Annotated in this window: 17 protein-coding genes and 1 pseudogene; 2 read left to right on the forward strand and 16 right to left on the reverse strand. The window is 36.0% G+C overall.

Annotated elements, in window-relative coordinates:
* Window positions 1-55: 55 nt before the first annotated feature.
* The 16 genes and pseudogenes from DI076_RS18780 to DI076_RS18850 all read right to left on the reverse strand — a co-directional run bounded on the left by DI076_RS18780 (window position 56) and on the right by DI076_RS18850 (window position 21,716).
* Entirely contained in the window at window positions 56-2,746 is a 2,691-nt protein-coding gene (locus DI076_RS18780) for a cation-translocating P-type ATPase (protein WP_004788207.1), read from the reverse strand.
* A 3-nt stretch (window positions 2,747-2,749) separates the two neighbouring features.
* Window positions 2,750-6,148, reverse strand: coding sequence for an efflux RND transporter permease subunit (locus tag DI076_RS18785; RefSeq protein WP_108961393.1), 3,399 nt, complete (start codon window positions 6,146-6,148; stop codon window positions 2,750-2,752).
* A 14-nt stretch (window positions 6,149-6,162) separates the two neighbouring features.
* A complete protein-coding gene (locus tag DI076_RS18790; RefSeq protein WP_004788249.1) occupies window positions 6,163-7,494 on the reverse strand; it encodes a heavy metal-binding domain-containing protein in 1,332 nt (443 codons plus the stop codon).
* A 739-nt stretch (window positions 7,495-8,233) separates the two neighbouring features.
* Window positions 8,234-8,419 (reverse strand): hypothetical protein, encoded by a 186-nt coding sequence (locus tag DI076_RS18795; protein WP_004787956.1) that lies wholly within the window; start codon window positions 8,417-8,419, stop codon window positions 8,234-8,236.
* A gap of 1,323 nt (window positions 8,420-9,742) precedes the next feature.
* On the reverse strand, window positions 9,743-10,996 hold the full coding sequence (locus DI076_RS18800; protein WP_040917520.1) for an adenylate/guanylate cyclase domain-containing protein: 1,254 nt from the start codon (window positions 10,994-10,996) through the stop codon (window positions 9,743-9,745).
* Window positions 10,997-11,239: 243 nt separating this feature from the next.
* Window positions 11,240-11,683 (reverse strand): LIC13259/LIC11441 family protein, encoded by a 444-nt coding sequence (locus tag DI076_RS18805; protein ID WP_040917519.1) that lies wholly within the window; start codon window positions 11,681-11,683, stop codon window positions 11,240-11,242.
* A gap of 62 nt (window positions 11,684-11,745) precedes the next feature.
* Window positions 11,746-12,087 carry a hypothetical protein gene (locus DI076_RS18810; protein ID WP_108961394.1) on the reverse strand — a complete coding sequence of 114 codons (342 nt, stop codon included), beginning with the start codon at window positions 12,085-12,087 and terminating at the stop codon, window positions 11,746-11,748.
* A gap of 37 nt (window positions 12,088-12,124) precedes the next feature.
* Complete coding sequence (locus tag DI076_RS18815; RefSeq protein ID WP_108961395.1) at window positions 12,125-12,775, reverse strand: class I SAM-dependent methyltransferase; 651 nt, start codon at window positions 12,773-12,775, stop codon at window positions 12,125-12,127.
* Between the two features lie 34 nt (window positions 12,776-12,809).
* A complete protein-coding gene (locus DI076_RS18820; RefSeq protein ID WP_004788124.1) occupies window positions 12,810-16,079 on the reverse strand; it encodes an efflux RND transporter permease subunit in 3,270 nt (1,089 codons plus the stop codon).
* Entirely contained in the window at window positions 16,063-16,863 is an 801-nt protein-coding gene (locus DI076_RS18825; RefSeq protein WP_004788048.1) for an efflux RND transporter periplasmic adaptor subunit, read from the reverse strand. The genes DI076_RS18820 and DI076_RS18825 overlap by 17 nt, the downstream gene beginning before the upstream one ends.
* A gap of 105 nt (window positions 16,864-16,968) precedes the next feature.
* A pseudogene (locus tag DI076_RS20495) lies at window positions 16,969-17,118 on the reverse strand (heavy metal-binding domain-containing protein); the annotation flags it as partial.
* Between the two features lies 1 nt (window position 17,119).
* A complete protein-coding gene (locus DI076_RS18830) occupies window positions 17,120-18,376 on the reverse strand; it encodes a TolC family protein (protein WP_004787990.1) in 1,257 nt (418 codons plus the stop codon).
* A 138-nt stretch (window positions 18,377-18,514) separates the two neighbouring features.
* Window positions 18,515-18,853 carry a hypothetical protein gene (locus tag DI076_RS18835; protein WP_134152084.1) on the reverse strand — a complete coding sequence of 113 codons (339 nt, stop codon included), beginning with the start codon at window positions 18,851-18,853 and terminating at the stop codon, window positions 18,515-18,517.
* An 846-nt stretch (window positions 18,854-19,699) separates the two neighbouring features.
* The gene (locus DI076_RS18840; RefSeq protein ID WP_108961396.1) at window positions 19,700-20,254 is read right to left on the reverse strand and encodes a helix-turn-helix domain-containing protein; all 555 of its coding nucleotides are present in this window, start codon (window positions 20,252-20,254) and stop codon (window positions 19,700-19,702) included.
* Between the two features lie 753 nt (window positions 20,255-21,007).
* Entirely contained in the window at window positions 21,008-21,304 is a 297-nt protein-coding gene (locus DI076_RS18845) for a hypothetical protein (protein WP_245918588.1), read from the reverse strand.
* A 97-nt stretch (window positions 21,305-21,401) separates the two neighbouring features.
* Window positions 21,402-21,716: a hypothetical protein gene (locus DI076_RS18850; RefSeq protein WP_108961398.1), complete on the reverse strand. Its 315-nt coding sequence runs from the start codon at window positions 21,714-21,716 to the stop codon at window positions 21,402-21,404.
* A 778-nt stretch (window positions 21,717-22,494) separates the two neighbouring features.
* On the opposite strand from DI076_RS18850, the gene DI076_RS18865 reads away from it, so the two are divergent.
* Both DI076_RS18865 and DI076_RS18870 read left to right on the forward strand, forming a co-directional pair.
* The gene (locus tag DI076_RS18865) at window positions 22,495-23,229 is read left to right on the forward strand and encodes a ParA family protein (protein ID WP_108961401.1); all 735 of its coding nucleotides are present in this window, start codon (window positions 22,495-22,497) and stop codon (window positions 23,227-23,229) included.
* The gene (locus DI076_RS18870; RefSeq protein ID WP_108961402.1) at window positions 23,226-24,086 is read left to right on the forward strand and encodes a ParB N-terminal domain-containing protein; all 861 of its coding nucleotides are present in this window, start codon (window positions 23,226-23,228) and stop codon (window positions 24,084-24,086) included. Before DI076_RS18865 ends, DI076_RS18870 begins: the two co-directional genes overlap by 4 nt.
* The last annotated feature ends 325 nt before the right edge of the window (window positions 24,087-24,411 follow it).

Here is a 24,411-nt window from a genome sequence, read left to right on the forward strand (position 1 = left end):
TGTCGAAATTGGTTGATTTCATGTGAATGATCAACCGAGAGTTCCCCTTCTGACTTCAAGAAAATACTTTATTATCGCTTTTGATTTTCGAAATGGCAACCTTATACATTTCCAGTATGAAGATTGGAACAATAGAGACACCTAAAAGCATAAAGCAATCTACCCAATCCAGAATAGAGGTTTTGAGAATACTCCGGAAAAATTCACTATGATGACCAAAAATCTGTACACTTGCTGTTATTAGAATCAATATTAGTAATTTCATATTGCCAAATAAATTAGTTCTCCAAATTGGTTTCTCACTTCTAATGGAAAGAGAACGAAATAATTCTATAAAAACGAGTACTGCAAAAGCATGAGTTCTTGCAATTTCTTCCGATTCATATTCCAATCCATACAAGTATACTCCCAAAGTAGTTAAAGAAGTTAATACTCCTGTTAGGCACATATTAGTTATAAAATCTTTATTGATGAGATTCTCTGTGCTTGATTTGGGTTGTGCTTCCATCACGTCCGTATCTATCGGATCTGATGCAAGAAATAATGCTGGAAGTCCATCAGTTACGAGGTTGATCCAAAGTAAATGCACTGGTAAAAGGGGAATTGGAAGACCGATTAATATGCAGAATAGCATTACTAATAATTCAGCTATATTTCCAGATAATAAATATTGCAATGTCTTTCTAATATTATTATAGATTCCCCTCCCTTCCTCAATTGCATTTACTATCGTAGCAAAATTATCGTCATTTAAAATTAAATCAGAAGCTTGTTTTGTTACTTCTGTACCATTCTTTCCCATCGCAATCCCTATATTGGCTGCCTTAATCGCTGGTGCATCATTAACACCATCACCAGTCATTGCTACGATGACGTTTTGAGACTTCCAAGCCTTTACAATTCGGCTCTTATGTTTTGCGGATACTCGGGCATAGACACATATTTCTCGAACTGATTTTTCTAAAGCCTTTTCATCCATTGTGTCTAATTCAGAAGGAGTCAGAACCTGTTTTTTATCAGATGCAATATTTAAATCTTTCGCGATTGCAAATGCAGTATCAGGATGATCGCCGGTAATCATGACTACTTTTATTCCAGCTCGATTGCATTTACGGATTGCTTCCTTTACCTCTGCTCTCGGTGGATCAATCATTCCGGTCAATCCAAGAAAGACCAAATCATCTTCCGGTAGAGTATCTTGATTACCATTAGTTACTGAATCTATTGCTTTATAAGCAAACCCTAATAGACGCAAAGATTGATTTGCAAATTCTTTGGATTGCGATTCGATTTTGGACCTGATTTCCGAAGTAAGTGGAAAAATTCCCTGGTCTGTTTGGATATCTTTACACCTCTTAAGTATTATATCAGGTGCCCCTTTTACAAATGAGTGATTTACTTGATTCGAATTTATACAGATTACGGACTGCATTTTTCTATCTGAATCAAATGGGATTTCAGAAACTCTTTCCCATTCTTTGTTACAAGCTTCAAAATTGAATCCAAGTTTTGTTGCCAATGTCAGAAGAGCTGTTTCCGTTGGATCACCAATACTGATCCATTCTCCGTTTTCATTAGAAAGATGCGAATTATTGCAAAGTATCATGCAAGAACCAAGAATTTCAGGAATTCGATCTTTCGATTTAATCTGACCTTCTAAATCGGTAATTTCTCCTTCCGGATTATATCCGCTTCCAGTGATCTGAAAAACTTCACTGTTCGTAAATATAGATTTAACAGTCATTTGTCCAACAGTAAGAGTCCCAGTTTTATCAGTACATATTACGCTTGCCGAGCCTAAAGTTTCAACTGAGGACAATTTCCTTACTAGAGCATTTTTTTTTGACATTCTCACGACACCTAGAGATAAAGCCACTGTAATGATTGCAGGCAAACCTTCTGGGATAGCAGCAACGGCTAAACTAACTGAAGTAAGAATAAGAGTAATTAACGGAATCTGCCTAAGAACTCCAATAATAAATAATAAGAAAACAACACCGAGACAAAACAGTAAAAGGAATTTACCGAACTCCTTAATTTTCAATTGTAATGGAGTTTCCTCTTCAATATTTTCATCTAACATCTGTGCAATGTTTCCGATTTCAGACTTCATTCCCGTTGCAACGACGATTGCCCTAGCTGTTCCTGTAACAATAGTTGTTCCTAGATGAAGCATATTTTTTCTTTCACCTATCGATAAACCAGTGCCAGATAACGAATGATTGTTTTTAGAAACAGCAACAGATTCTCCAGTCAATGGAGCTTCGTTGGTTTTCAATTCTGAACTTGAGATTATCCTTGCATCAGCAGGTATGATGTCACCTGACTCAAGCTCTATAATATCACCGGGGACAACTTCTAGATTAGGAATAGATTTAATATCTCCATCTCTTAAAACTTTAGCATGAGGTGTAGTCATTTTTTTCAATGCTTCCATAGATTTTTCAGCATTGTATTCTTGATAGAAACCAAGAATTCCATTTAAAACTACAATTGAGATAATAACAATACTATCAATATATTCGCCGAGAAATCCAGAGAGAAAAGCAGATCCAATTAAAATCCAAATAATTAAACTTGTGAATTGTGAAATAAATATTTGAAATCCAGAAACCTTCTTTCCTTCTTTAAGCGTATTTTTGCCAAACTCTTTTTGTCTTTCAATGACTTCATCTCTAGTCAGCCCTTGCAAAGTGCAACGCAATTCAACTAAAATAGATTCAACTGTATTTGCGTACCATTCCATACTTTAATTTGTCACTCCGCTTCTTTTCCATTTCCATTCTTCGACCGCGCAAAATAAACATGGAACAATGAATAGTGTTACTATGCTGATCAACATTCCACCGACCGATGGTATTGCCATTGGTTGCATGATATCAGATCCCCTTCCATTTGACCAAAAAATAGGGGCAAGTCCAAAAATTGTAGTAGCTGCGGTCATTAGACAGGGACGAATTCTTTTCAACCCTCCCTGCAAAACTGCTTCTCGAATTTCATCTATATTATTGAATTTTGCATTTTTAAATATGCTTTCGAGGTAAGTAGAGATGACAACTCCATCATCATCCACTACACCAAAGAGAACTAGAAATCCGACCCAAACTGCAACAGATAAATTTACATGCCATAAGGAAAGCATTATGAATCCACCAGATGCGGATACAAGGACTCCAAAATAAATAATGAAGGCGATCCACTTTCTTTCAAAACCCATATATAACATCAAAAACATAAGAAATAAACAAACAGGAATTACGATTTTCATTCGAGCTGTTGCTCGTCTTTGATTCTCAAACTGACCAGACCATTCCCAATAATAACCGGCAGGTATGATTAAGTGACCAGCACGCAACGCACCTTGAAGAGCCTTTTCGGCATCTTCTACAACACCAATTTCATCTCTGTCTCGAGTATTCAAAGTCACATAACCGGTAAGCAATCCCTTCTCACCTTTGATTTCTTGCGGACCTAAAACACTTTTTATGGTTACCAATTGAGATAAAGGTATTTGCGTAGATTTATTAATAGTAGGAACGAATATTTTTTCAAGTTCCGGAATATCATTTCTGAACTCTCTCAAGTAGCGAATTTGGACAGGATATCTTTCTCTTTCTTCTACTGTTTCAGTGACGTTCATACCACCGATTGCAATTTCGATAGCATCCTGAACATCTTTAATATTAATACCATACCTAGCAATCTTTACTCTATCAATATTAAATTCCAAATAAGGTTTCCCTACGATTCTATCAGCAATCACATCAACAGTCCCTGGCACTGACTTCAGAATGTCTTCCATCTGCAATCCAATCTTTTCGATTTCTTTCAAATCCTTACCGTAAATTTTCACACCCATCATCGCTCGAAATCCTGTCTGTAGCATGACAATCCGAGCTTGAATTGGCTGTAGAAATGTAGGGATTACACCTGGGATGGAAGAACGTTCTTGAATGTCTTTTAGAACTTCATTTTTAGTAATTTGTCTTTCTTCTGGAAAAAGAAAAACAAGTGGTGCTTTCAAAAATTTTGGCAGTCCCGAAAACCATCTCTGTACTGGAATTTTCCTCCACTCTGATTCCGGTTTCAAATTGATTATAGTTTCAACCATGCTAATTGGAGCGGGGTCGAGAGCTGATCCAGATCGACCAATCTTCCCTACAACAGAGTGAACTTCTGGAACAGCTCCAATCGCTAAATCTTGTTTACTATTTATTGATACTGCTTCAGAGAGTCCAGCTTGTGGTAGTAAGGTGGGCATATACAGGATAGACCCTTCATCAAGGGGAGGCATAAATTCATTGCCTGTCCTGGACCAAATAGAGATTCCTGTTACCAAAATCAAAATCGGTAAAATCATAAAAACAATTTTATGCCCAAGAACCCAGCGAAGTGAAATGGAATAGTATTTTCCAATAAATTTTGCGACTCCATTTTCTTCCATAGGTAGAAACTTTTCTTGCAACATTCTGCTAACGAGTAATCCGATAATACAACCGATAGTAATCGCGATTGGCCATCCAGAATATTTACCAATGTCTAATTGCAATAAAGCAAATTTTGAAATAAAAATTGAAAGAAATCCAATTCCAGCAGCTATCAATCTAGAAATTTCCTTTGAGAATTTTGAGGGTTTAAATAGATGCAAACAAATCGTAGGGACAACCGTTATTGCTAATATTACCGACGCACTTATGGCAAAGGTTTTCGTAAATGCAAGTGGACGAAACAATTTACCTTCTTGATCTGTTAGAAAAAAAACTGGGATAAAGGAAAATATTGTATTTGAAACTGCGGTTATAATCGCTCCTGCAACTTCAGTTGTACCTTCATATACTTTTTGAAAATGCGATTTTTGATTATCTCCATTTGCGATATGTCGGTATATATTTTCTGTCATTATAATACCCATATCACCTACATCACCTATTGCGATGGCTAGACCTGCAAGCGACATGATATTGGAATCAATTTTAAAAAAATACATGAGTATAAAACATAATGAAAAAGCTAATGGGAAGGTAACGAGAACAGATATTGTACTTCTTACATGCATTAGAAAAACTAAAATTACAATACTACAAAGAATTGATTCTTCCAAAAGTGCATCTTTTAAAGTATCTAAAGTTTCCTTTACAATAATTGTCCTGTCATAGAATGGAACGATCTTTACCTGGGACACTTTCCCATTCGCTAGAGTTTTTTTAGGAAGGCTTACTGAAATCAAATTGATTCTCTTTTTGACTTCATCAACTACTTCTTGTGGATTGGCCCCATATCGCATAAGAACAATGCCACCAACTGCTTCAACTCCCCCTTTATCAAGTGAACCCCTTCTAAAATCAGGACCTATTGTTACTGTTGCAACATTTCGAACAAAGACAGGAGTGCCTTCTTCTTCCTTTACTACTATATTTTCAATATCTTCAATTGACTTAATAAACCCAACACCACGAATGAAATATTCCATTCCAGCTTTTTCAATCACCTTCGCACTCACATCGAGATTAGAACGCATTACAGATTCATATAAATCTATATGAGAAACTTTGTAAGCTCGGAGCTTATCTGGATTAACATTGATCTGGTATTGTTTTACAAACCCTCCAACTGTTGCGACTTCAGAGACACCTTCAACAGAATTTAATTGATAACGGATGAACCAGTCTTGAACTGAACGTAACTCCGCCAGATCAAAACCTTCTGCTTCTACTGTGTACCAATATACCTGTCCCAGAGCAGTTGCATCTGGACCAAGAACTGGAATCACTCCGACAGGTAATCTTTGTTGAGCTACATTGAGTCTTTCTAATACACGAGACCTAGCCCAATAGTAATCCACTTCATCCTTAAAAATGACAAAAAGCATGGAGAATCCAAGTCCCGACATGGAACGAATTGTTTTTACTCCAGGAGTTCCACTAAGGCTAATAGAAAGCGGATATGTCACTTGATTATCAATATCTTGTGGCGAACGACCCGGCCAATCTGCAAATACAATCACCTGTTTCTCACCAATATCTGGTATTGCATCCACAGGAGTATTGATCATTGCATAATAACCTGCACCTACGATCGCAATACCAAAAAGAGAAACTAAAAATCCGTTTTTAAGACACCATTCGATGAGTTTATTTAATAGATTCATTTTCTTTAAATACCTTAATGCGAATGTTTTATATCTTGTTTTTTGCCGGTTTCATTCATAACACTTGGAAGACCTTTGATTTGGAACTGACTATCCAAAAGAAAAGTACCCCTTACTACTACCTTTTCATTTTCTTCCAGACCACCTAAGATGGGATAATAATCTCCAGCTTTTGCTCCTAGAATTATTTCTCGCGATTCATATACTCCTGCAGATTTTTCAACGTAAATGATTTTACGAATTCCCGTATCAAGTACAGCCGACGCAGGAATTACTAGTACATATTTACTAGCATTCCTATCATCCAAATCAATCTTAGGAATTTGCACTAGAGTCATTCCGCAAATAGGACATTGACCTCGGGTATCACGAATGATTTCGGGATGTTGGGGGCATGTATATTTACCTTCCACACCAGAAGGAGCCGCTTTTCCATTTGATAAAACAGGTACGCTAATGTTTGCACTTACATACATACCGGGTTTCAATCTTCTATTTTTATTGGAAATATTCACGATCACTTTAATCGTTCTGGATTCTTCTGAAACCGCAGGTTTAATGAGCCAAATTCTTCCTTTGAATTTTTCTCCTGGAAAACTCTCGGCGGTAATTGAGACAGATTGCCCATAACGTATAAATGGATATTCTGATTCATAGATATCAATTTCTGCCCAAACAGACTCTAAGTTTGATAACTTAAAAAGTGTATCGCCGGGTTTTACAGCTGCCTTTTCCAAAGCCATTTTTTCGATAACGGTTCCAGAAACGGGAGAATAGATTTTTACACCTTCCTGAATCTTCTTTGTTTTAATTAAATTTTCAATTTGTAAATCAGTGATTCCTAATCTGAGAAGTCTCTGCTTCGCAGAAGAGGCAAGATCAGGCATGGACTCCATGTCCTGAGATAATAATAATTCATTTTGCGCAAGAATCAAATCCGGGCTGTATATTTCGAGAATATGATCTCCCTTTTTTACTTCTACGCCTGTAAAATTTGCAAAGATTTTGTTGATATACCCATCAATTCTGCTCGTGATAGTTGTATAAGTTTCTTCATTGATTTGAATTTTCCCAAATGATTTCAGCTGAGAAGTGAGCTGTATTCTCTTTGCAGGAACTGCTTCCACTTCTGCCATTCTAATTTCTCTTTCGCTTAATGTAAGTTGGTTTGATATTTCTAAGTCTGTATCCCTAACGGCTTCGGTTGGTAATTGTCTCGTTTTAGTTTCATGGCTAGCATGTTCATTGATCACTGGTTTTTGTTCTGTTTTGTTGCATAGGACAAAAATCGAAAATAAAATCGCTACAAAAATTGTCTTTAATATATCACAAAAAAATAATTTCATTGCCTATCCTATCCTATCCTAAAGATCACTATAAATATTTTACTTTTGTTCCAGAATTTCCCAAGCTAAAATCCAGCCAATATACCAGGCCTATCCTTCTTGACTGCACTTGATTAGTCTACTCCATGAGTTGACTAATCATATGTTAACTCTTAAAAGCCGGCAATTGACCGTTTAAATCAAGTGAAATATTTTTACATTTGTTTCAGACCCAATCAATCTGCCAACTTCCAGATCTTTGAAGAAATTTCAAAATTGTTTATACCACTTACCTTTCACTACCATGGCATCTTTTTTTGCAAAACCGATGATCGTTCTAGATTTTAATCTTTAAGAACCATGTTCAAGAAGAACAAAATCTGAATTGAATTATTTTTTGTTATGCGCAACCTCAAAAAATAAAATTAGATTCGTTCTAAATATAGTTTGGAGATAACAATAAATTACCGACTTGGGAAATTCGCTTTTTGTAGCTGAATATACACTTGATTCCAAATCATAATCTTTGGATATTAAAAACGATTTAAAGAATTTGAAAAACAAGATCCTACCTTTACAACTGCAATCAATTTGATTTCCATATAAGACATCGGGTATTCCTCAGCAAAACATTGAGAGTATGACCGAACCAATTAGTCCGTTTTTTCCCATATGACGTTGCCATACACTGAATGAATGGAACCATTTTCCATTTATATTATTTTCTCGGAACCTTCCTTTATTAGGTCGCTAGATAAGGTCATTGCCAAAATTTTCCGAATGTCTTCATTGCAACAGTTCTATTCTCGTCAACACGAAAGATAATGTCTTTATTTGAATTCTTAGATTTAATCGCAAGTATAACGGCACCGGCAATCAGTTCCAAAACACCACCCAAACTCATTTTCCATCTAACAACTAATGTATAAAGCAAGTCAAAAATCATACATAGCTAAATCCATAAAAATAAGAAATTGATTTATGATACATAAGGCAGGCCGTTCTTTACTTTAATTTCGAAATTAGACCTACAAGGAAATAAATCAGGAGCGATCTGTTTTAACTGATTCGAGTTTGTCGTAATTATTATCCTGTTTGTCTGATATCTACTGCAAATTTTGGCTTTTCTAATTTTCTTGCTCCATAGACAAAGATATTTCCTTTAAACTTCATATAGAATTTCAATCAAACATTAGCTTTTCATATTAGGAGACCACGCCCAATTCTCTTATAAAAAATCTGTTAGACCTTTATTAATGTCTACAAAGGGATGGTGTAACTGTTTAACATAGCCAAATGATTCTGATCTAGATACATCTAATTTGGCAAACGAAACCCAATTCAAGCTGTTATTCTCGCTGGAGCAGGCTCTTAAGCTTTTAGAATAGAATTTCTATATCCTTATGCGAATGTTTCTTTGATTTGTTTGTTTTTACTCGGATGAGTATACTGTGCCTTAACTCTTAACGCCTCTTTTTTTGCAAGAAAGGTTAGCGTTTCTCTGTTATTAGGAATACTTAAATTCGAGTAATTTCTAAAAAATTGATCTAGTACTGCTTATCTAACGAATTATGCATCCTTGTTCACTTTTCTCCAAAACTCACTTCAGGCAATATCCGAAATTAACCCTTCCGCCGAATTTTCTTTCATTCCAACACGCAATGAATTTTTCATTTTTATTTATTTTAATAAACATTACATTGTATTCAAAAAACTAAACCGATTTTTAAGTTAGTTTTCTCCGACAAGAAAGAAGATTAAGGAAATTAATATATTCCGAATGATACAAGAATCAGAATCCAGTATTCCAATAAAGGACGTTCAATAAAAATAGAAATCACAAAACAGACCTTTACGTTTGGTTTAATAAATTTGGAGGTATCGAGCTAAACGAAATCAAGAAGATAAAGGCTTTAAAGAAGGTTACTTGAAATTATAAACGCCTAGGCGCAAATATGGCTGTGAATTTTCAACCGATATAAAAAACGCCGGGTGAAATGTTTTTTATATCTTACATTGTCTTGTGAATGCATTAGGATAATTTTATTAGCTTAAGTATGAAGAACTATTCACAAAGTGATAAAAAAATTATATAAATTTTTCGAAATATTTTTGAAGTTTTCTCCGAATCCTTTCCCAATAAATTTCTATTTCATAAATTAATCGCCAACACTCCGCTGCACGAATAAATATAAAAAATATGTCATTTGATGAAATTTCCTATTCAAAAAAACATAATCCATAATTGAGGTTTTCAGCATGGCCTACTTTATTTAACTTTAAAATCATAAATTCCATCCCAATCATCAACATTGCCATTTTTCAAAATTTCTATCCTATCTAGATATAACTTACATACATAGTCGTTTGGATTTTGAAAGTAAGCATCTTCGAAAAACATCTTAGCTTGAGGAAAATTGCCACTTCTGAAGTGTGCAAGCCCGTCCAAAAAGCAAGTTCGATTATTTTCTTTACTGATAATTTCTTCAATGCCCAAATGCGAATAAACTTCATATATTTTGCATGAATTCGTTTTTCCCTTCACTCGTACTGAATCTATTTCTCTTATATTAGAACATTTGTTTTTTATACGTTGATAGACGGTATCAGTAATCAATAATGAAGAATTATAAAACTTATTCAAACCCTGTATTCGGGCCGAAAGATTTACATTATCTCCGATAATCGTATACTCTTTTCTTTCCGATGAACCAACATTACCTGCAACCACCTTTCCAAAATGAATTCCGATAGTTATTTCTAGTTTTTCATTCCCAAAGTAATTTTCGCCGTTAAGCTGCTTCAATCTCTTTATCATTTCAACTGCAATTTTAACAGCAGTTTCATTATCTTCAGATTTAGCTTCTGGTATTCCAAAAACGACCATAAGAGCATCTCCGATAAATTTGTCTAGATAGCCATTATTGCGTAAAATGATATCAATCATTTCGACGAAAAACCGATTTAGCAGAAAGATTAAATCTGTAGGCTTTAATCTTTCTGCTAATTTTGTGAAATCCTTAATATCACAAAATAAAATAACTACCTCTTTCTCTTCTCCTTCGGTATTGATATTTTTGTTAATTATATCATCTACTATTTGAGGTGATACATACTTTCCAAATAGATCTAAGATTACATTCTTTTTATTTTTTTCGAATATCAAAACATCTCTGAAATATCCAGCAGATAATCCTAATATGACAAGAAATGGAGTTTCAACAAAATGCTCCAACATCACTGTGTGAAAATGATTTTTTGCGGAAATCATTGTGAATAGATGTGCAGAAGCCACAAGAAAACTGACACCAGCGCTAGCGATAAATCCAAAAAAGATTACAGCATATAGTATAGGAAAATAATACAATCTCATGGAAATCGCTGTCCAGATTTCATTATTGCCTTTGATTGATAATGTATGTAAAATGAAAATTGAGATTATTAAAGAAGCAATGATTGAGAATTTTGAGAAACTTAGATTTTGCTTTAATTCGGTAAAATGAAATTCAATTAATTCTTTCATTTTTTAGCCGAATGCACTCCATGAATATTCAAATATCCGACGGGTTTTAAAATACCAGATAATTTTAAAACCCGTTTCCAGAAAACTTAATAATAAGATAAAGGTTGTTACTATCATCTTTAGTACGCAAAACTTTTTTAAAATTCCTTTTCAATTCGTTATGACCATTTGACACAACGCATTCAACTTTTTCCTAGGAACAAATACTTTTGCTATTATCTGCAAAAGTATTTGTTGCTGTATTTACAACTTTTCTCCGCAATCCCTCATATCCTTCAAATACGGATTCACTATGTTATCCCCTTTAGCAATCCATTTCTTTTTTTCCATTGGGCAATAGAATAGATTTGCTTTTGATTTATCGTGATGTCCGACAACAGATGCTAATCCATCGACTAATAAAGAGTATGCATTCTTTTTATCTTGCAAGCTTTCTGCTTTACCTAATTTTTCCGCAAGAGGAATTGCTTTTTTAAAAACTTCATTGTCTTTTTTATCATCCGACCCTTTTGTAAGAAGTTCGGTCAAATTTTTTGTGTCAATTTTACCGGAAGTTTCTTTTACTAGTGCTTCATGAAATTTTATCATCTCTTCCATGACTTTTGTTGTCTTACCGTCATGTGCCCATGCCTGTGTTGTAAAAAGGCATATAATCCATATTAACATTGTTTTAAATATTGTATTCATTGTTCTCTCCTAAAAAGAATTCAGAATTAAATTCTTATATTTAATTCTGAATTCTTATAAATTTATTTTTTATCTAACCCTTTTGCTAAAGAATTATGCATCACAGCCATCATCTCAAAATTAGCTTTTTGAGATTTAGCATCTGCAATGATTTTATCGCAATGAGTTTCCATTTCTTTTATTTTTAACTTTGGGCTTAATTTTTCATTAATCCAATATTTTTTTTGAAAATCGTTTTTCATTTTCGAATGATCTTCTATAATGTTTTGTTGTGCCTTGGCTAACTCTTCATATTTAGAAGCCTGTGAAAGATGCTCTGCTTTTACTTTGGAAACATCCTGTGCCCAAACTGTCGTTTCAAATAGGATTAGAAATCCTATTCCCATTAATTTAATTTTATTCATTGTTTTCTCCTTTTAATGAATTCAAAAATTTTCGCATCTATTTTTCTGCTTTATAATAAGAGTAAGTTCCAATTTTGGTATTGATAAAATCAGTCTCTGCTACATTTCTAAATCCTGCTTGCTCTATAAACTTTGGTAAAAGTCCATTTACATTGTCGTTTGTTGTTTTAAAGCCGTCCAGAAGTTGGACAATATAAAATGCAAGCCGCATCATTCTGGATTTTGCTTTTCCCCAGTCACCGATAATAAGTTGCCCATTTGGTTTCAGCACTCGGTAAATTTCTTTCAAGGAGGCTAATTTTGTTTCTGCGTCAAGTTGATGAAAAACTAACGAACTAAAAACTTTATCAAATGAGTTATCTGCATATGGGAAGGCTGTTCCTTCGTAGAGGTCAAGAGGTATGTCGAAACCTAGTTTCTTGATTTTATATTGAGCAATTTCTCTTACTTTTGGATCAATATCAAGACCACTTAGTTTAGCTTTCGCATTACGCTCGTGGGCAAGAATAATATTTTGCCCTGTTCCAAAACCAAATTCTAAAATAGCTTCGTCGTTCTTTGGTTTTAACTCATCTATGAGTTTTGTTCTAAATTTTTTCTCAGGCATAGTTAACTTAATTGTTAGGTCATAGAAACCGGTTAACCATTCGTAGCCTAAGGCTGGTATAAATTCTTTTTTGTCGTTCATTGGATTTCCCCTTTAAAGAAATTAGTCATAAGACTCAAAGCTCGCTCAATTCCCTTCGTTTCCATAAATAATAAATGGCAGGATAAACCAAAAGCTCTAATGCAAAGCTTGAAACAAGACCTCCGACCATCGGGGCAGCAATTCGTTTCATTACATCTGAGCCTGTCGCTGTTGACCACATAATTGGGAGTAACCCCATCATCGCACAGAGTACAGTCATGATTTTGGGACGAACTCTTTTTACTGCACCGTGTAAGATGGATTCTTTTAGTTCATTGTCATTTTTCAAAAGTCCTTTCTTTCTTGCGTCTTCATGTGCCAAATCAAGATATAACAGCATGAATACGCCCGTTTCAGCGTCTAGTCCCATAAGCGCAATCATTCCCACCCAGACGGCGATCGAGATTTGATAATCCAAAATAAATAAAAGTCCTACAGCCCCAATAAGGGAAAAAGGAACCGCACACATGACAATCATTGTCTTCATGTAAGAACTTGTATTCATATAGATTAGAAAGAAAATAATAAAGAGGGTAATAGGTATTACATACATCATTCTCTCTCTTACTCGAATGATGTTTTCATACTGACCAGTCCAGAGTAGAGTATAACCAGTCGGAAGTTTCACTGATTCGGATACTATAAGTTTGGCTTTTTCTACAAAACCACCTATATCAGATTCGCCTGTGTCTAAGTATACATAGCCGGTGAGAAATCCATTTTCATCTCGGATCATAGCAGGACCTGTTTTAAATTCAAGGTCAGCTATTTCGCCGATAGGAATATGAGAATCTGTGAGCGTTGGAACTAATATTCGTTTTAGCTGGTTTATATTCTCCCTTAGCGCCCTTGGATAACGGATATTTACAGTATACCGTTCTCTCCCTTCTATTGTTTGAGTAATTGGTTCTCCCCCGATAGCGGTCAAAATGATATTTTGTGCACTCGCAATCGTGATTCCATAGCGGGCTAATTTCTCTCGTTTTAAATTGATATCTAAAAAATAACCGCCGGCTGTTCGTTCAGCAAATACAGACCTAACTCCAGGAAGAGACTTTAAAACTCCTTCGATCTCTATACCTAATCGTTCAATTTCTTCAAGCGACGATCCTTGTATCTTTATTCCTATTGGGGTTCGCAGTCCAGTAGACAACATATCAATCCTAGTTTTAATTGGCATGGTCCAGGCGTTAGACACACCAGGAAAAGAAATTTCTTTGTCCATGATTTCTATTAATTCTTCTCTGGAAATTCGATCTGGTGCGAAGCTTCTAAATAAAAAATGAGTGAAGTCTGGCAATATCGAATAAAATCTTTCTTTTTTCCTCCATTCATTTTGAGGCTTTACGGAAACAACCGTCTCCATCATGGAGAATGGTGCACTATCTGTTGAGGTATCAGATCGTCCGGCTTTACCAAACACGCGCACTACTTCGGGAATATTTTTTAACTTTCTGTCCATATTTATCATAAGCCGCTCTGCTTCAGCAACTGAGATTCCAGGAAGCGTTGTTGGCATATAAAGTAATGACTCTTCATATAGTGGTGGCATAAATTCAGAACCAAGATGAAAATACAAAGGTATTGTTAGTAATACTAAAGTTACTGAGGTAGCGATTACTTTTTTCGGGTGCGCTAAAACCCAAATGCAGGCCGGCTCGTAGTATTTAAATAGAATTTTACTTATTGGATGATTGTCTTCTTTGTAGTATTTTCCAACGAATAAGGTAGTAGCGACCTTATTTAATAATTTATTTTTATAAGTAAATGGATCCATTCTTGTAAAAAGCATTCGAAAGGCTGGATCGAGAGTTAAAGCAAGAATAGCAGCGATTGCCATCGCCAAATTTTTCGAATATGCGAGTGGGCGAAAAAGCCTTCCTTCTTGATCGACTAAGGTGAAAACGGGTAGAAAAGCGACAGCGATAACTAACAGTGAAAAAAATACGGATGGTCCTACTTCTAACAGCGCCTCAAGCCTGACTGCATGGTAATCGCCAACTCGACCACCAGACTCCCACTCCTCTAATTTTTTGTATGCATTTTCTACTTCTACAATTGCTCCATCTACCAAAACTCCAATGGAAATGGCAATGCCAGAAAGAGACATTATATTCGAGTGAATTCCGAAAGTGTACATTGGTATAAACGAAATGAGAACAGAAATTGGAATTGTTAGAATAGGCACAATTGCAGAAGGAAAATGCCATAGAAAAACCAAGATAACTAAAGAAACTACAACCATTTCCTCGAGCAATTTTTCTTTTAGATTCGTAATCGCATTCATAATGAGCGATGAACGATCATACGTAGTGACTATTTCCAATCCTTCAGGGAGAGATGGAGTTATTTCTTTAATCTTTTCTTTAATCTTTTCAATTACCGAAAGAGCGTTCTCACCATGACGCATAACAATGATTCCACCAACGGTGTCTCCATTTCCGTCTAAATCAGAAATACCACGTCTCAAATCAGGGCCTAGATCTACCTGTGCAACATTCTTTACGAGAATTGGTGTTCCGGTAGTATCCGTGCCTAAGCTAATCTCCTCTATGTCGCTTAGGTTACGAATATATCCTTTGCCTCGGATCATATACTCAGCACCACTCAATTCCATTAGACGTGCGCCAGTCTCTTGATTAGATTCTCGAACTTTTTGCACAATCGATTCCATGGAAATGTTATACGCTTGCAAGGCAATTGGGTTAACAGTGATTTGATATTGTTTTTTGAAACCGCCAATGCCTGCTACCTCTGAAACTCCCGGGATCGCGTTTAACAAGTAACGCAGTTTAAAGTCTTGAAAGGATCGAATATCGGCTAATGAGTTTATTCCAATCTTGTCTACCAAGGCATATTGAAAAACCCATCCAACACCAGTAGCATCGGGGCCCAATTCAGTTTGCACACCTTCTGGAAGCCTGGATTGAATTCGAGATAGGTATTCTAATACACGAGATCTAGCCCAATAAATATCAGTCCCATCTTGGAAGATAACGTAGACAAACGAATAGCCGAAGTCGGAAAACCCGCGAATAACTTTCACTTTCGGAGCACCGAGTAAGCCTGTGATAATTGGGTAAGTAACCTGATCTTCAATAATATCAGGACTTCTATCCCAACGAGAATAGACTATGACTTGCGTATCCGACAGATCAGGAATTGCATCAAGCGGAATATTAGTCATCGAATAATAGGAGCCGATGAGCATTACCCCGATTACAACTAATACTAAAAATTTATTATGAGCGGAGAAACGAATGATTTTAGAAGTTAGCGAATTTGAATCAATGGGAGTGTTCATTTGACGAACCTCCTAATTTAATTTTACTTTCGGAGTCTAACAGGAAATTCGATTCAAATACTAATTCATCACCTTCAACTAATCCTTCCAAAATTTCATAGAAGTCATCGGTTTCCATTCCAGTCTTGACCATAACTGGAGTAAACTCCGTTGTGGAAATTTTCTTGTAGACTAATTTATGTTTACCTGTATTCAGAACCGCCGATTTAGGAATCGAAAGAGTTTTTTTCAAAGAAATGGAAATTTCGATATTTCCAAACATTTCCGGTTTAAGTAAGTTCTCCTTATCAACGACGTAAGAGCGAAATCGAAGGGTCCTGTTTTTTTCATTTAATATGGAATCTATACTCTGAATTTTACCTTTAAATACTTTGTCAGGGAAGGAATCGACTTTCAAATTTACTATCTGACCTTTCTTTACAAAGTTAATATCAGATTCATAAATTGAGGAGTATATATAAGCTTTGCCATTCTTACTCCCCAAAATCAATTCATCTGGATTTCGGGTAGCATTTCCCCATTCGGCTATTTGAGAATCGGAGAGGCCTAGTTGTTTGAGCCGAACTATGCTTGAACTGACAAGCGAATTCGATAATGTTGTTGGATTCTCTGCGAGCAACTTCGTAGCCTTTCGAGCTTCTCGAAATTCTAAGATTGCTGTATACAGCTCTGGATCATAAGCCACTCTAGAATAGGCCATGATTGACTTGGAAAGATTTCTGATTTCCGCCTTTGTAGTTTTGATTCCGATTAAGATTTGTTTCTCTTCCGACAGTGAGATCATATTCTCTTCCTTAGGATCTCTCAAAACGGAAGTTTCATCGTTATGCTCATGTGATGCAAGATGGTTTGATTTAGAGGACGAAACTGTTTTTTCCTTCTTTACCAAGGACATATTACATATAGGACATTGACCGGGTCTATCGGAAGTATAGGTCGTGTGCATGGGACAATACCAGGTTTCTTTTTCTTTCTTACATAATTGCAAGAAAGAGAATATCAGAAATATTACGATGATAGAAATTGATTTCTTTTTCATATTAATTGTTTTTTGCCTTAAGTAGAGAGTCGGTGAGTTCCAAAATCAGAATTACAGTTAGATCTTTCTTTTCTTTCACTTCCTCGAGCATGACGTATGCCTTCAATAAATCAATTTTAGACGCCAATGCTTCAATTAGATTACTGCTACCACTTGCATAACCAGCCGATGAAGCTGATAAACTCTTGTTCAATTCGGGTATTAATTTATTTTCATATAATTCAATTTGAGATTCCAACGACTCAAATGTTAAAAGTAATTTATCAAAGTTTGATTCTAAAAAGAGTTTATTTTTCTCCAGCTCGAAACTTTTGGATTTCGTATTTTCATTCGAACGTTCCGCTAAATCATGTGCTGAAAAAAAAGACCAAACGGGAACACGAACATTTATTCCGACTGAAAATAAATCTCCTCTATATTCTGTTTGATCCATTACTTGATAATTCAGTGGCCCATCGTCTACTGCAATAATTTGATTTCGGCGGCGCATGTATGCAAAGAAAAGTTCTGTATCAGGAGCATGAAGAAGGCTAGAAAGTTTACTTTCGTTCTTAGCACGTTCAACGGCAACCGAAGATAGTTTGTAATTGGGGTTTTCAGTTAGGTTAAGCCTTAGATTTGCTTTATTTGTTTTAATAAATAAATGTTTTTCACTGAGATATTTGGTTAAGTCTGTTTCTAAAATTTTTGTTAGACTAACAGAATCGCTTACATAATAAGATAAAAACGCCTTTGCATTGTCTTTATCTCGAGTTAGTTCAATTTGTCGGTCTAGTGAGATTGTTCCTTCGATTTGCAGTTTAAGTGTTTTATCTAGAGCAGAACTCCCAGTGGCAAAATTGGAAGCAGAAATAACTTTTTGGCTCTCTAAAGTCTTTTGAATCTGGCTGTTTAAATTAATTTTTAAGTTCGCACTTCTAAATCGAATTAATTGGGAGAGATACTCTAACAAAAATTGATTTTTTCGAGATTTGGAAAAATGTAAAAACTCAATTTCCTCAAGTTTCCTCACTTTCCCCTGCAAAGTCAACCTTCCCGGAAAAGGGATCTCCTGAGAAATGCTATACTCAATGCCTGTCATACTTGGTGTATCATATGCCCTGTTGTTAAGGGAGTAAGATCTCGTTGGATAGTTGCGAAACGAAATCCCTATTTTCGGATCAGGGTATGTGGTCTCATGGCCTGCATTCGCATGTTTGGATTTTAGCTCTGCATCCAGCGCGCGAATTTCAGGATGAGAAGAAATTAAAGAATCCAAGAAAGGCTCAATTTCTTGCCCCTTAATAGACGTCGCAAATTGTAAAATCGAAATAATAACCAGACGCTTCATCAAAATCCTCCAGTGAAACATACATAATCAACTTAACAGACTAAAAGTCAGTGTGTGAGAATATATTCAGAGAAGTAGATGAATCGTTTCTAAATATGAATCGTCTGAATTTCTTAATCGTATTTTTGGTACAAAGACAAATTCAAGAAGGGGTTTTTCTAAGTCAAAACTTACATAAGTTGAAGTGATAAAAGTAAGCTGAGCAAAAAATATACTTACGAAATCAGAAGCAGATTTAGAAATAATAACAGGTTTCGACTTGGCACACTCACAACTATCTTTGGCTGTTTGATTTTCTTGATGGCACTTAAGAATACTTTTTTTAACATTGGCTTTGGTGAGATGACAAATTCCAGTAAGCTTCATTTGATCGCTACAATCCGAGCCAAAAGGAATAGCAATCATTAGAAATAGAACCAGAAACCTACGCATGGTGTTAGTATGTGGATGTTTCTGGAATTTGGCAACAAATTTTCAGAAACATCTTAGAAATTTTTAAGACTATAAAGTAACTTTGAACAATTAGGTATTTTGGAGAGTATTTAGTTTGGAACCGTTTATTACATCAGGATGCCATCGTGAAATTGTTAATTTAAAGAATTGACATCTAAAGATAGAAGAGATTTTCCTATATGCTACATTTTGATCCAAGTTTGTTTATCTTTTATGCTCTGGCCGATTTATATACTCGTAGATCACTTTTCGTTTTAGTTGCGTTATTATCTACAAACTCTGTTAGGAAATATTTGGAGAGTTTTATTTCCTAATTGCATGTTTTCCATTTGTATTAGCCCCAACAGGATCATTAAAGTATGAAAGTACCTTACAAACGAATTGAGATTAAACTAAAGTTAACTTGCAATTTCTGCATACCCAGGATTATTATTTTTCAAGTTAACTTTAGTTTAATTTTCTTTCTGATGAAGGTACGATTGTGCATCAATTAGTTCCATCTATTTCAGTTAACTTACACGTTCGCTCATACAAAACCCGGAATATTTTGTTTATAAAAATTAGTCTGTATTTTCCAAATGTTTTTTTGAGAATCCTTTCCTACCTAACTTTCGATTTACATCCTTCAAGACAAAACCAATAGTATAGACATTGGCTCTCATTAGTCTTCCTTTCACTAATTGATCTGTACATTCGTCCGATCAATAAATCCTTCTCAAAGGAAGCAAAACTTTGAAACTACCTAATAATACTTTTGGTTTCCGTATTCTTAATATTGAAGGTTATCTGTTGTTCCACCTAACTCCCAAACATAGGCCGAAGTCTCACCGTAAAATTTTCCCAAAAGATCCGATCCTGTTTGGTCAAACTCTCTGGTCCAAGGGCCGACTGGATCCGAATGCGAGTGGATGGTGCCAATTGGTTTGTCCAATGCAAAAACTCTTTCCAAACATCCAAAGGATTCTTTGTACTTATGTTATGTACTTTTGTTGTACTAGGTACAAAAGGAACTGCTGAAACTTCCGAATCTGCCTTGGATTTTTGTAAGGGAGCACTCGTCTTTGTTTCCACTTCCGGTTCGGATACAATTCCTAAGCAGTAAGACAATTCACGTCTCCTTCCATCGAAGGAAAGTTGTGCGATATAGTTTCGTTTTCGAAGTTTGGAGATCATGCGAGAGATGGTATCGGGTTTTTTCCCAAGCAGTTTCGCAAAGTAAGTATTCGATGCAAAACACCCTTTCGCCAATGTTAACGATCGAATTTCTGAAAGCAGATACTTTTCAGAAACACTCAAATCCACAAGGCATTCAATCTCCCTGGGAATCCAAATTCCTGTTCGGTTGGTTTTCATTTTAGGTTCCTTCTTCCAAATGAACACTGACTCCGGCTACGAGCATCTGGTCGTTTCTATGCCAATGCATTCATCGAACGCATACCTCCCCTACTCTACTTGCCATTGGTTTTTCAAAATGAGACAAACCTTCGGTCCAAGTAAAATCGAGAGATGGGAAAGTTCTTTCGAACGTTCCGTCGGAACTTTTTTTAAGAATTCCGAGTTAAGTCAAAACGGCTATGTGGTAGAGCCGTGTCCGGCAGTGTCCACCGAACGATCCCTAAATGTACCGATGTCGATAAACTGTCAATAAGTAAAAGAGACATAAATCTGAAATTTTCACTGTGACCCAAACGAAAGTTCGGAGGTGGTGCAAAGGTGAGTTGGTTTTGAAGGAGAAATTTGCCCTGGTTGGCTACCACACCTTCCAGGGCGTTTGACTTAACCCGATTAAGGATTACTTACAAACAACCCTAACCGAAGTACCAAAACAGTACAAGCATTTTTTTTGTTAAAAACGTCGGTAAGCCTAGTTCGTTTGCGGCCGTTATTTGAGTCACTGAATCAGAAGGGCACCTCACATTAGTTAGTATTTATGAAATGGATTTTCGATGTGACCGCGCTTTCCGCTCCAATCTTTCCGAATCAAAATTAAAATCATAATCGGATTCTTTACCGGAAAGGATTTCCGCTGCAATCGCTGGCGCATAAGCTCTCACTCAGCATGGAAGTTGAAACGATTTTTTATCCATTACGTGATCTCGCAATGGATTACTTTTTATTCTCTGGCAAACAAACAATCCGATTGCAATCCGCAATACAACCTTGGCGTGCCGACTCCAGAGATTTCCCCCGGTTCGTATACACATACACCGAACTTGTACAATTTGACATACACTCTTGTTTCTCTTTGCAGTTCATGTTACCATTCCCACTGTATGACTCATAAAATGGATGAACCGGTGCTTCCTTGGAAAAATCAATTGGCCCATTTCCTTTCTGTTTGTCCGAAAAAACGGCAAGTGGGTATAGAAAAACGAGGATTGGAAGAAGGATGCATTGTTTCATAAGTTGTTCTCCGGTTTTCCTTATTTGTTTGAAGTTACGGCTTTCTCTTGGTCTTTCGAGGAAACGGTTTTTCGCTCTCCATCATTTCCAGTCCGACCTATAGATATGAAATGATACCGCAGATATCAGGTTTTCCTTCAAAGTCAATTGTAAGTATCTGACCAACAACAGAACAAGACACCTTATGGGTGATACCTTTGCAGGGGGCATCCAATGGTTTTAACAAACTATACTCAACTTCATTGTCGCTGATGATTTTAATAAAACCTGATATCTTTCGGATTCCATATTTTTTAGCCATCATGGTTCCTTCTTCATAAGTAATTGTATATTCGATATTCTCTCCATCGAACGTATATTCTACTAAAGTATTTGGGTTTTCAATCACACCCTTTCCTTTTAAAAGATCCATTACTTACTTCCATGATTTTGCCTGTTTCACTATTTCGCAGGGGTGATCCTTTTTGTTTTTTAAACAAGAAGGGTATTCTTTTTCGTTACCTTTTCTATAGACTTCACATTTACCGCTATCAATCTCTTTCGATATGAGAGGTTGTATGGATAAAACCAAAACAAGAAATAATATATATACTTTCACAGGATTCCCAAAATAATTAATTTCTATGTAAAGAAATATCTCCCAATCGAATTTAGCATCCTTTTGGTATTGTAACTTCCTGAAATTGATTTCATATCAGTATTCTTTCGCATAATCTAGAGATTTATTATTAGCCTTGGTCAATTAACAATTGAGTAAATGTCTATGTTTTCAGATTTTTTATTGCATTGTTCGAGTTTATAAGCATTTTAAAAACATTCCGTGTAGACTTGGTCTAGGCTATTTCCATCGGGATTCACAATTGGATTTTAAATCAAACCACCAATACAAAAATCTCGGAATCGTTTTTTCGCATCGTATTTGCATTTTTCTTCGCTATTATTTCTGCAGTTTAACAAAATTGAGATTTGGATTGCAAACAGGAAAATCAGAACTAGCAATTTCATGGTTTCGCAAGTTAAACTTAGGTAAAAAAATCTTACAATCCAAAAACAAAGGTTACTTTGAATAGAAAGATGAATGGCGGATTTCCTAGTATCCTCCCAAGGTATCACCGTGATCCTTTGGTTTTTTGCTCTCCAGAAGAATTAAAATTTGAATTTATTCTGATTTCATTCTAAGTTGGTTTTCAATGAGAATTATCACTTCGGCAAGTTTGAAAGGTGGCGTTTCCAAAAGCACAATTTCTATTTTTTTGGCATTGGCAATCAGCCAATTGAAGAAAAAAGTTTTAGTGATCGACTTGGACCCTCAGTCATATTCCCTTACTGACTTTTTCCTTCGTGATCTTTCCATCGAAGAAATTGATAAAAAAAATGCCTACCAAGCCTTTTCCGATCGTAAACAATTAAAAGAATGTATGTTTCAGTCTCAAGGGATCACGGTGATACCTTGCTCTCCGGATTTACAAGATTTAGGATCCGAAACTCAAAATGATCCGGGTTTACTCCTTCGTTCCAAAAAGGAAATTTCTGCTTTGCCTTTTGACTATGTCATCATCGACACTCCACCATCTCCAGTATATGAATTCAAAATTGGACTCTATGCCGCCGACATTGTTCTCTCTCCACTCACGTATGATCGTTGGAGTTTGTCTGGTCTTCTTAAAGCCAAAAAACAAGTGGAACTCATTGGTCGATCAGGATTAAAAACTCCGAAACACATTGCTGTTCCTTCTATGGTTTCTGAGAAAACTAAAGATGATGTTGTCGACATCCTAAAAGAAGGGAAATTTAAATACACAAAATCGTTTATCACAAGATCGGCCGCTGTGCAATCGTCGATCATGAAAGGCAATCTTCTCAAATCAGGATCCAAATCCGAACAAGAATTTAGTTCCTTAGCAAGTGAGGTGATTTCTTTATGAGTGCAAAAACAAAAAAGTCTGCCATGTTCGAGTCCCTTGGACAGAACATTTTAGTATCCAATAAGGATTCCTTTTCACTCCAAAACCAAACAAACAAAAACTGGGAACTGAGTCCTGTTCGAAATGCCAATGTTTCGGAACTTCTCGACCATCCCGATAACATCAAGTTCTTTGACTATTGGGATAAATCCAAAAAAGAAGATGAATTGGCTTGGTCACGTTTTGTCGACCGAATCAAAAAGGGGGGAATCCATGATCCTCTCATCGTATTTGGTCCAAGAGCAAACGCCGTTGGATTTTCTTTAAAACCAAACACTCTTATTACTGGCCACCGCCGTAAAAAAGCCCTGAAGGAACTCGGCATCACAGAAGCACCAGTTCGTTACATCGAAGGAAAAATCACCCTTCGGGAATTAGAAGTTTTGATGTTGTCGGACAACTTTGACAGACGGCAAATCAAAGACCCGGCACAAGTCATCTACATCTTAGTGAATCTTTTTCCCGACACATTCCAAAAAGATAATCGTGGTGGAGATTTATCGTCAAAGGATAGCAAAACTCTTGCCGAGATTTCAAAAACACATGGAATCTCTGTTCCTCAACTGAAACGTTACAAGGCCGTTTACAGAGAAGCCTTACGTCTGGCACAAGGTGCAAAACAATCTAATCCTGGACCAACCGAATTCAAACAAGCCCTAAAAAACTTGGCAAACAAACGAAAGGCCACTCCCAAACAAAAACCAAAAGTGGACATCAAATCACAGTTTCTGAAGAAGTTTCCATTTTTACATTCCAAACTGACGAAAGCGGAACAAACAAAACTATTTCAAGCCATCGAAAAAATGGTCAATGTATAGAGTTGGAAGTGTGTCTTCTATAAACTAAAAAATACTATCCAAGGGAGTCTGAATGAGGCCCGGATTTGATTCGGTTTGTTTCTTTTAAGATATCATGCTCAATTTTTAAAGTCAGAGCGAGGGAGAAAAATGAAAAAGATTTTTGTATTCATAGTAGTTTCGAAGACCTCTTGTAGTTCGTTGACCTTGGTCTCTCCGGGAATCACTTCGGAACATCGATTGATCTAAAGTTCCAATCTGAAATTTGAAGAATCTTCCTTTTATGGAACGAATCTGTACCAATTAAATGGCTTCTATTTCGAAAAAGAAAATACGAGCCTGGTTT

The organism is Leptospira ellinghausenii, from assembly GCF_003114815.1.
GTDB classification, from domain to species: Bacteria; Spirochaetota; Leptospiria; order Leptospirales; family Leptospiraceae; genus Leptospira_A; species Leptospira_A ellinghausenii.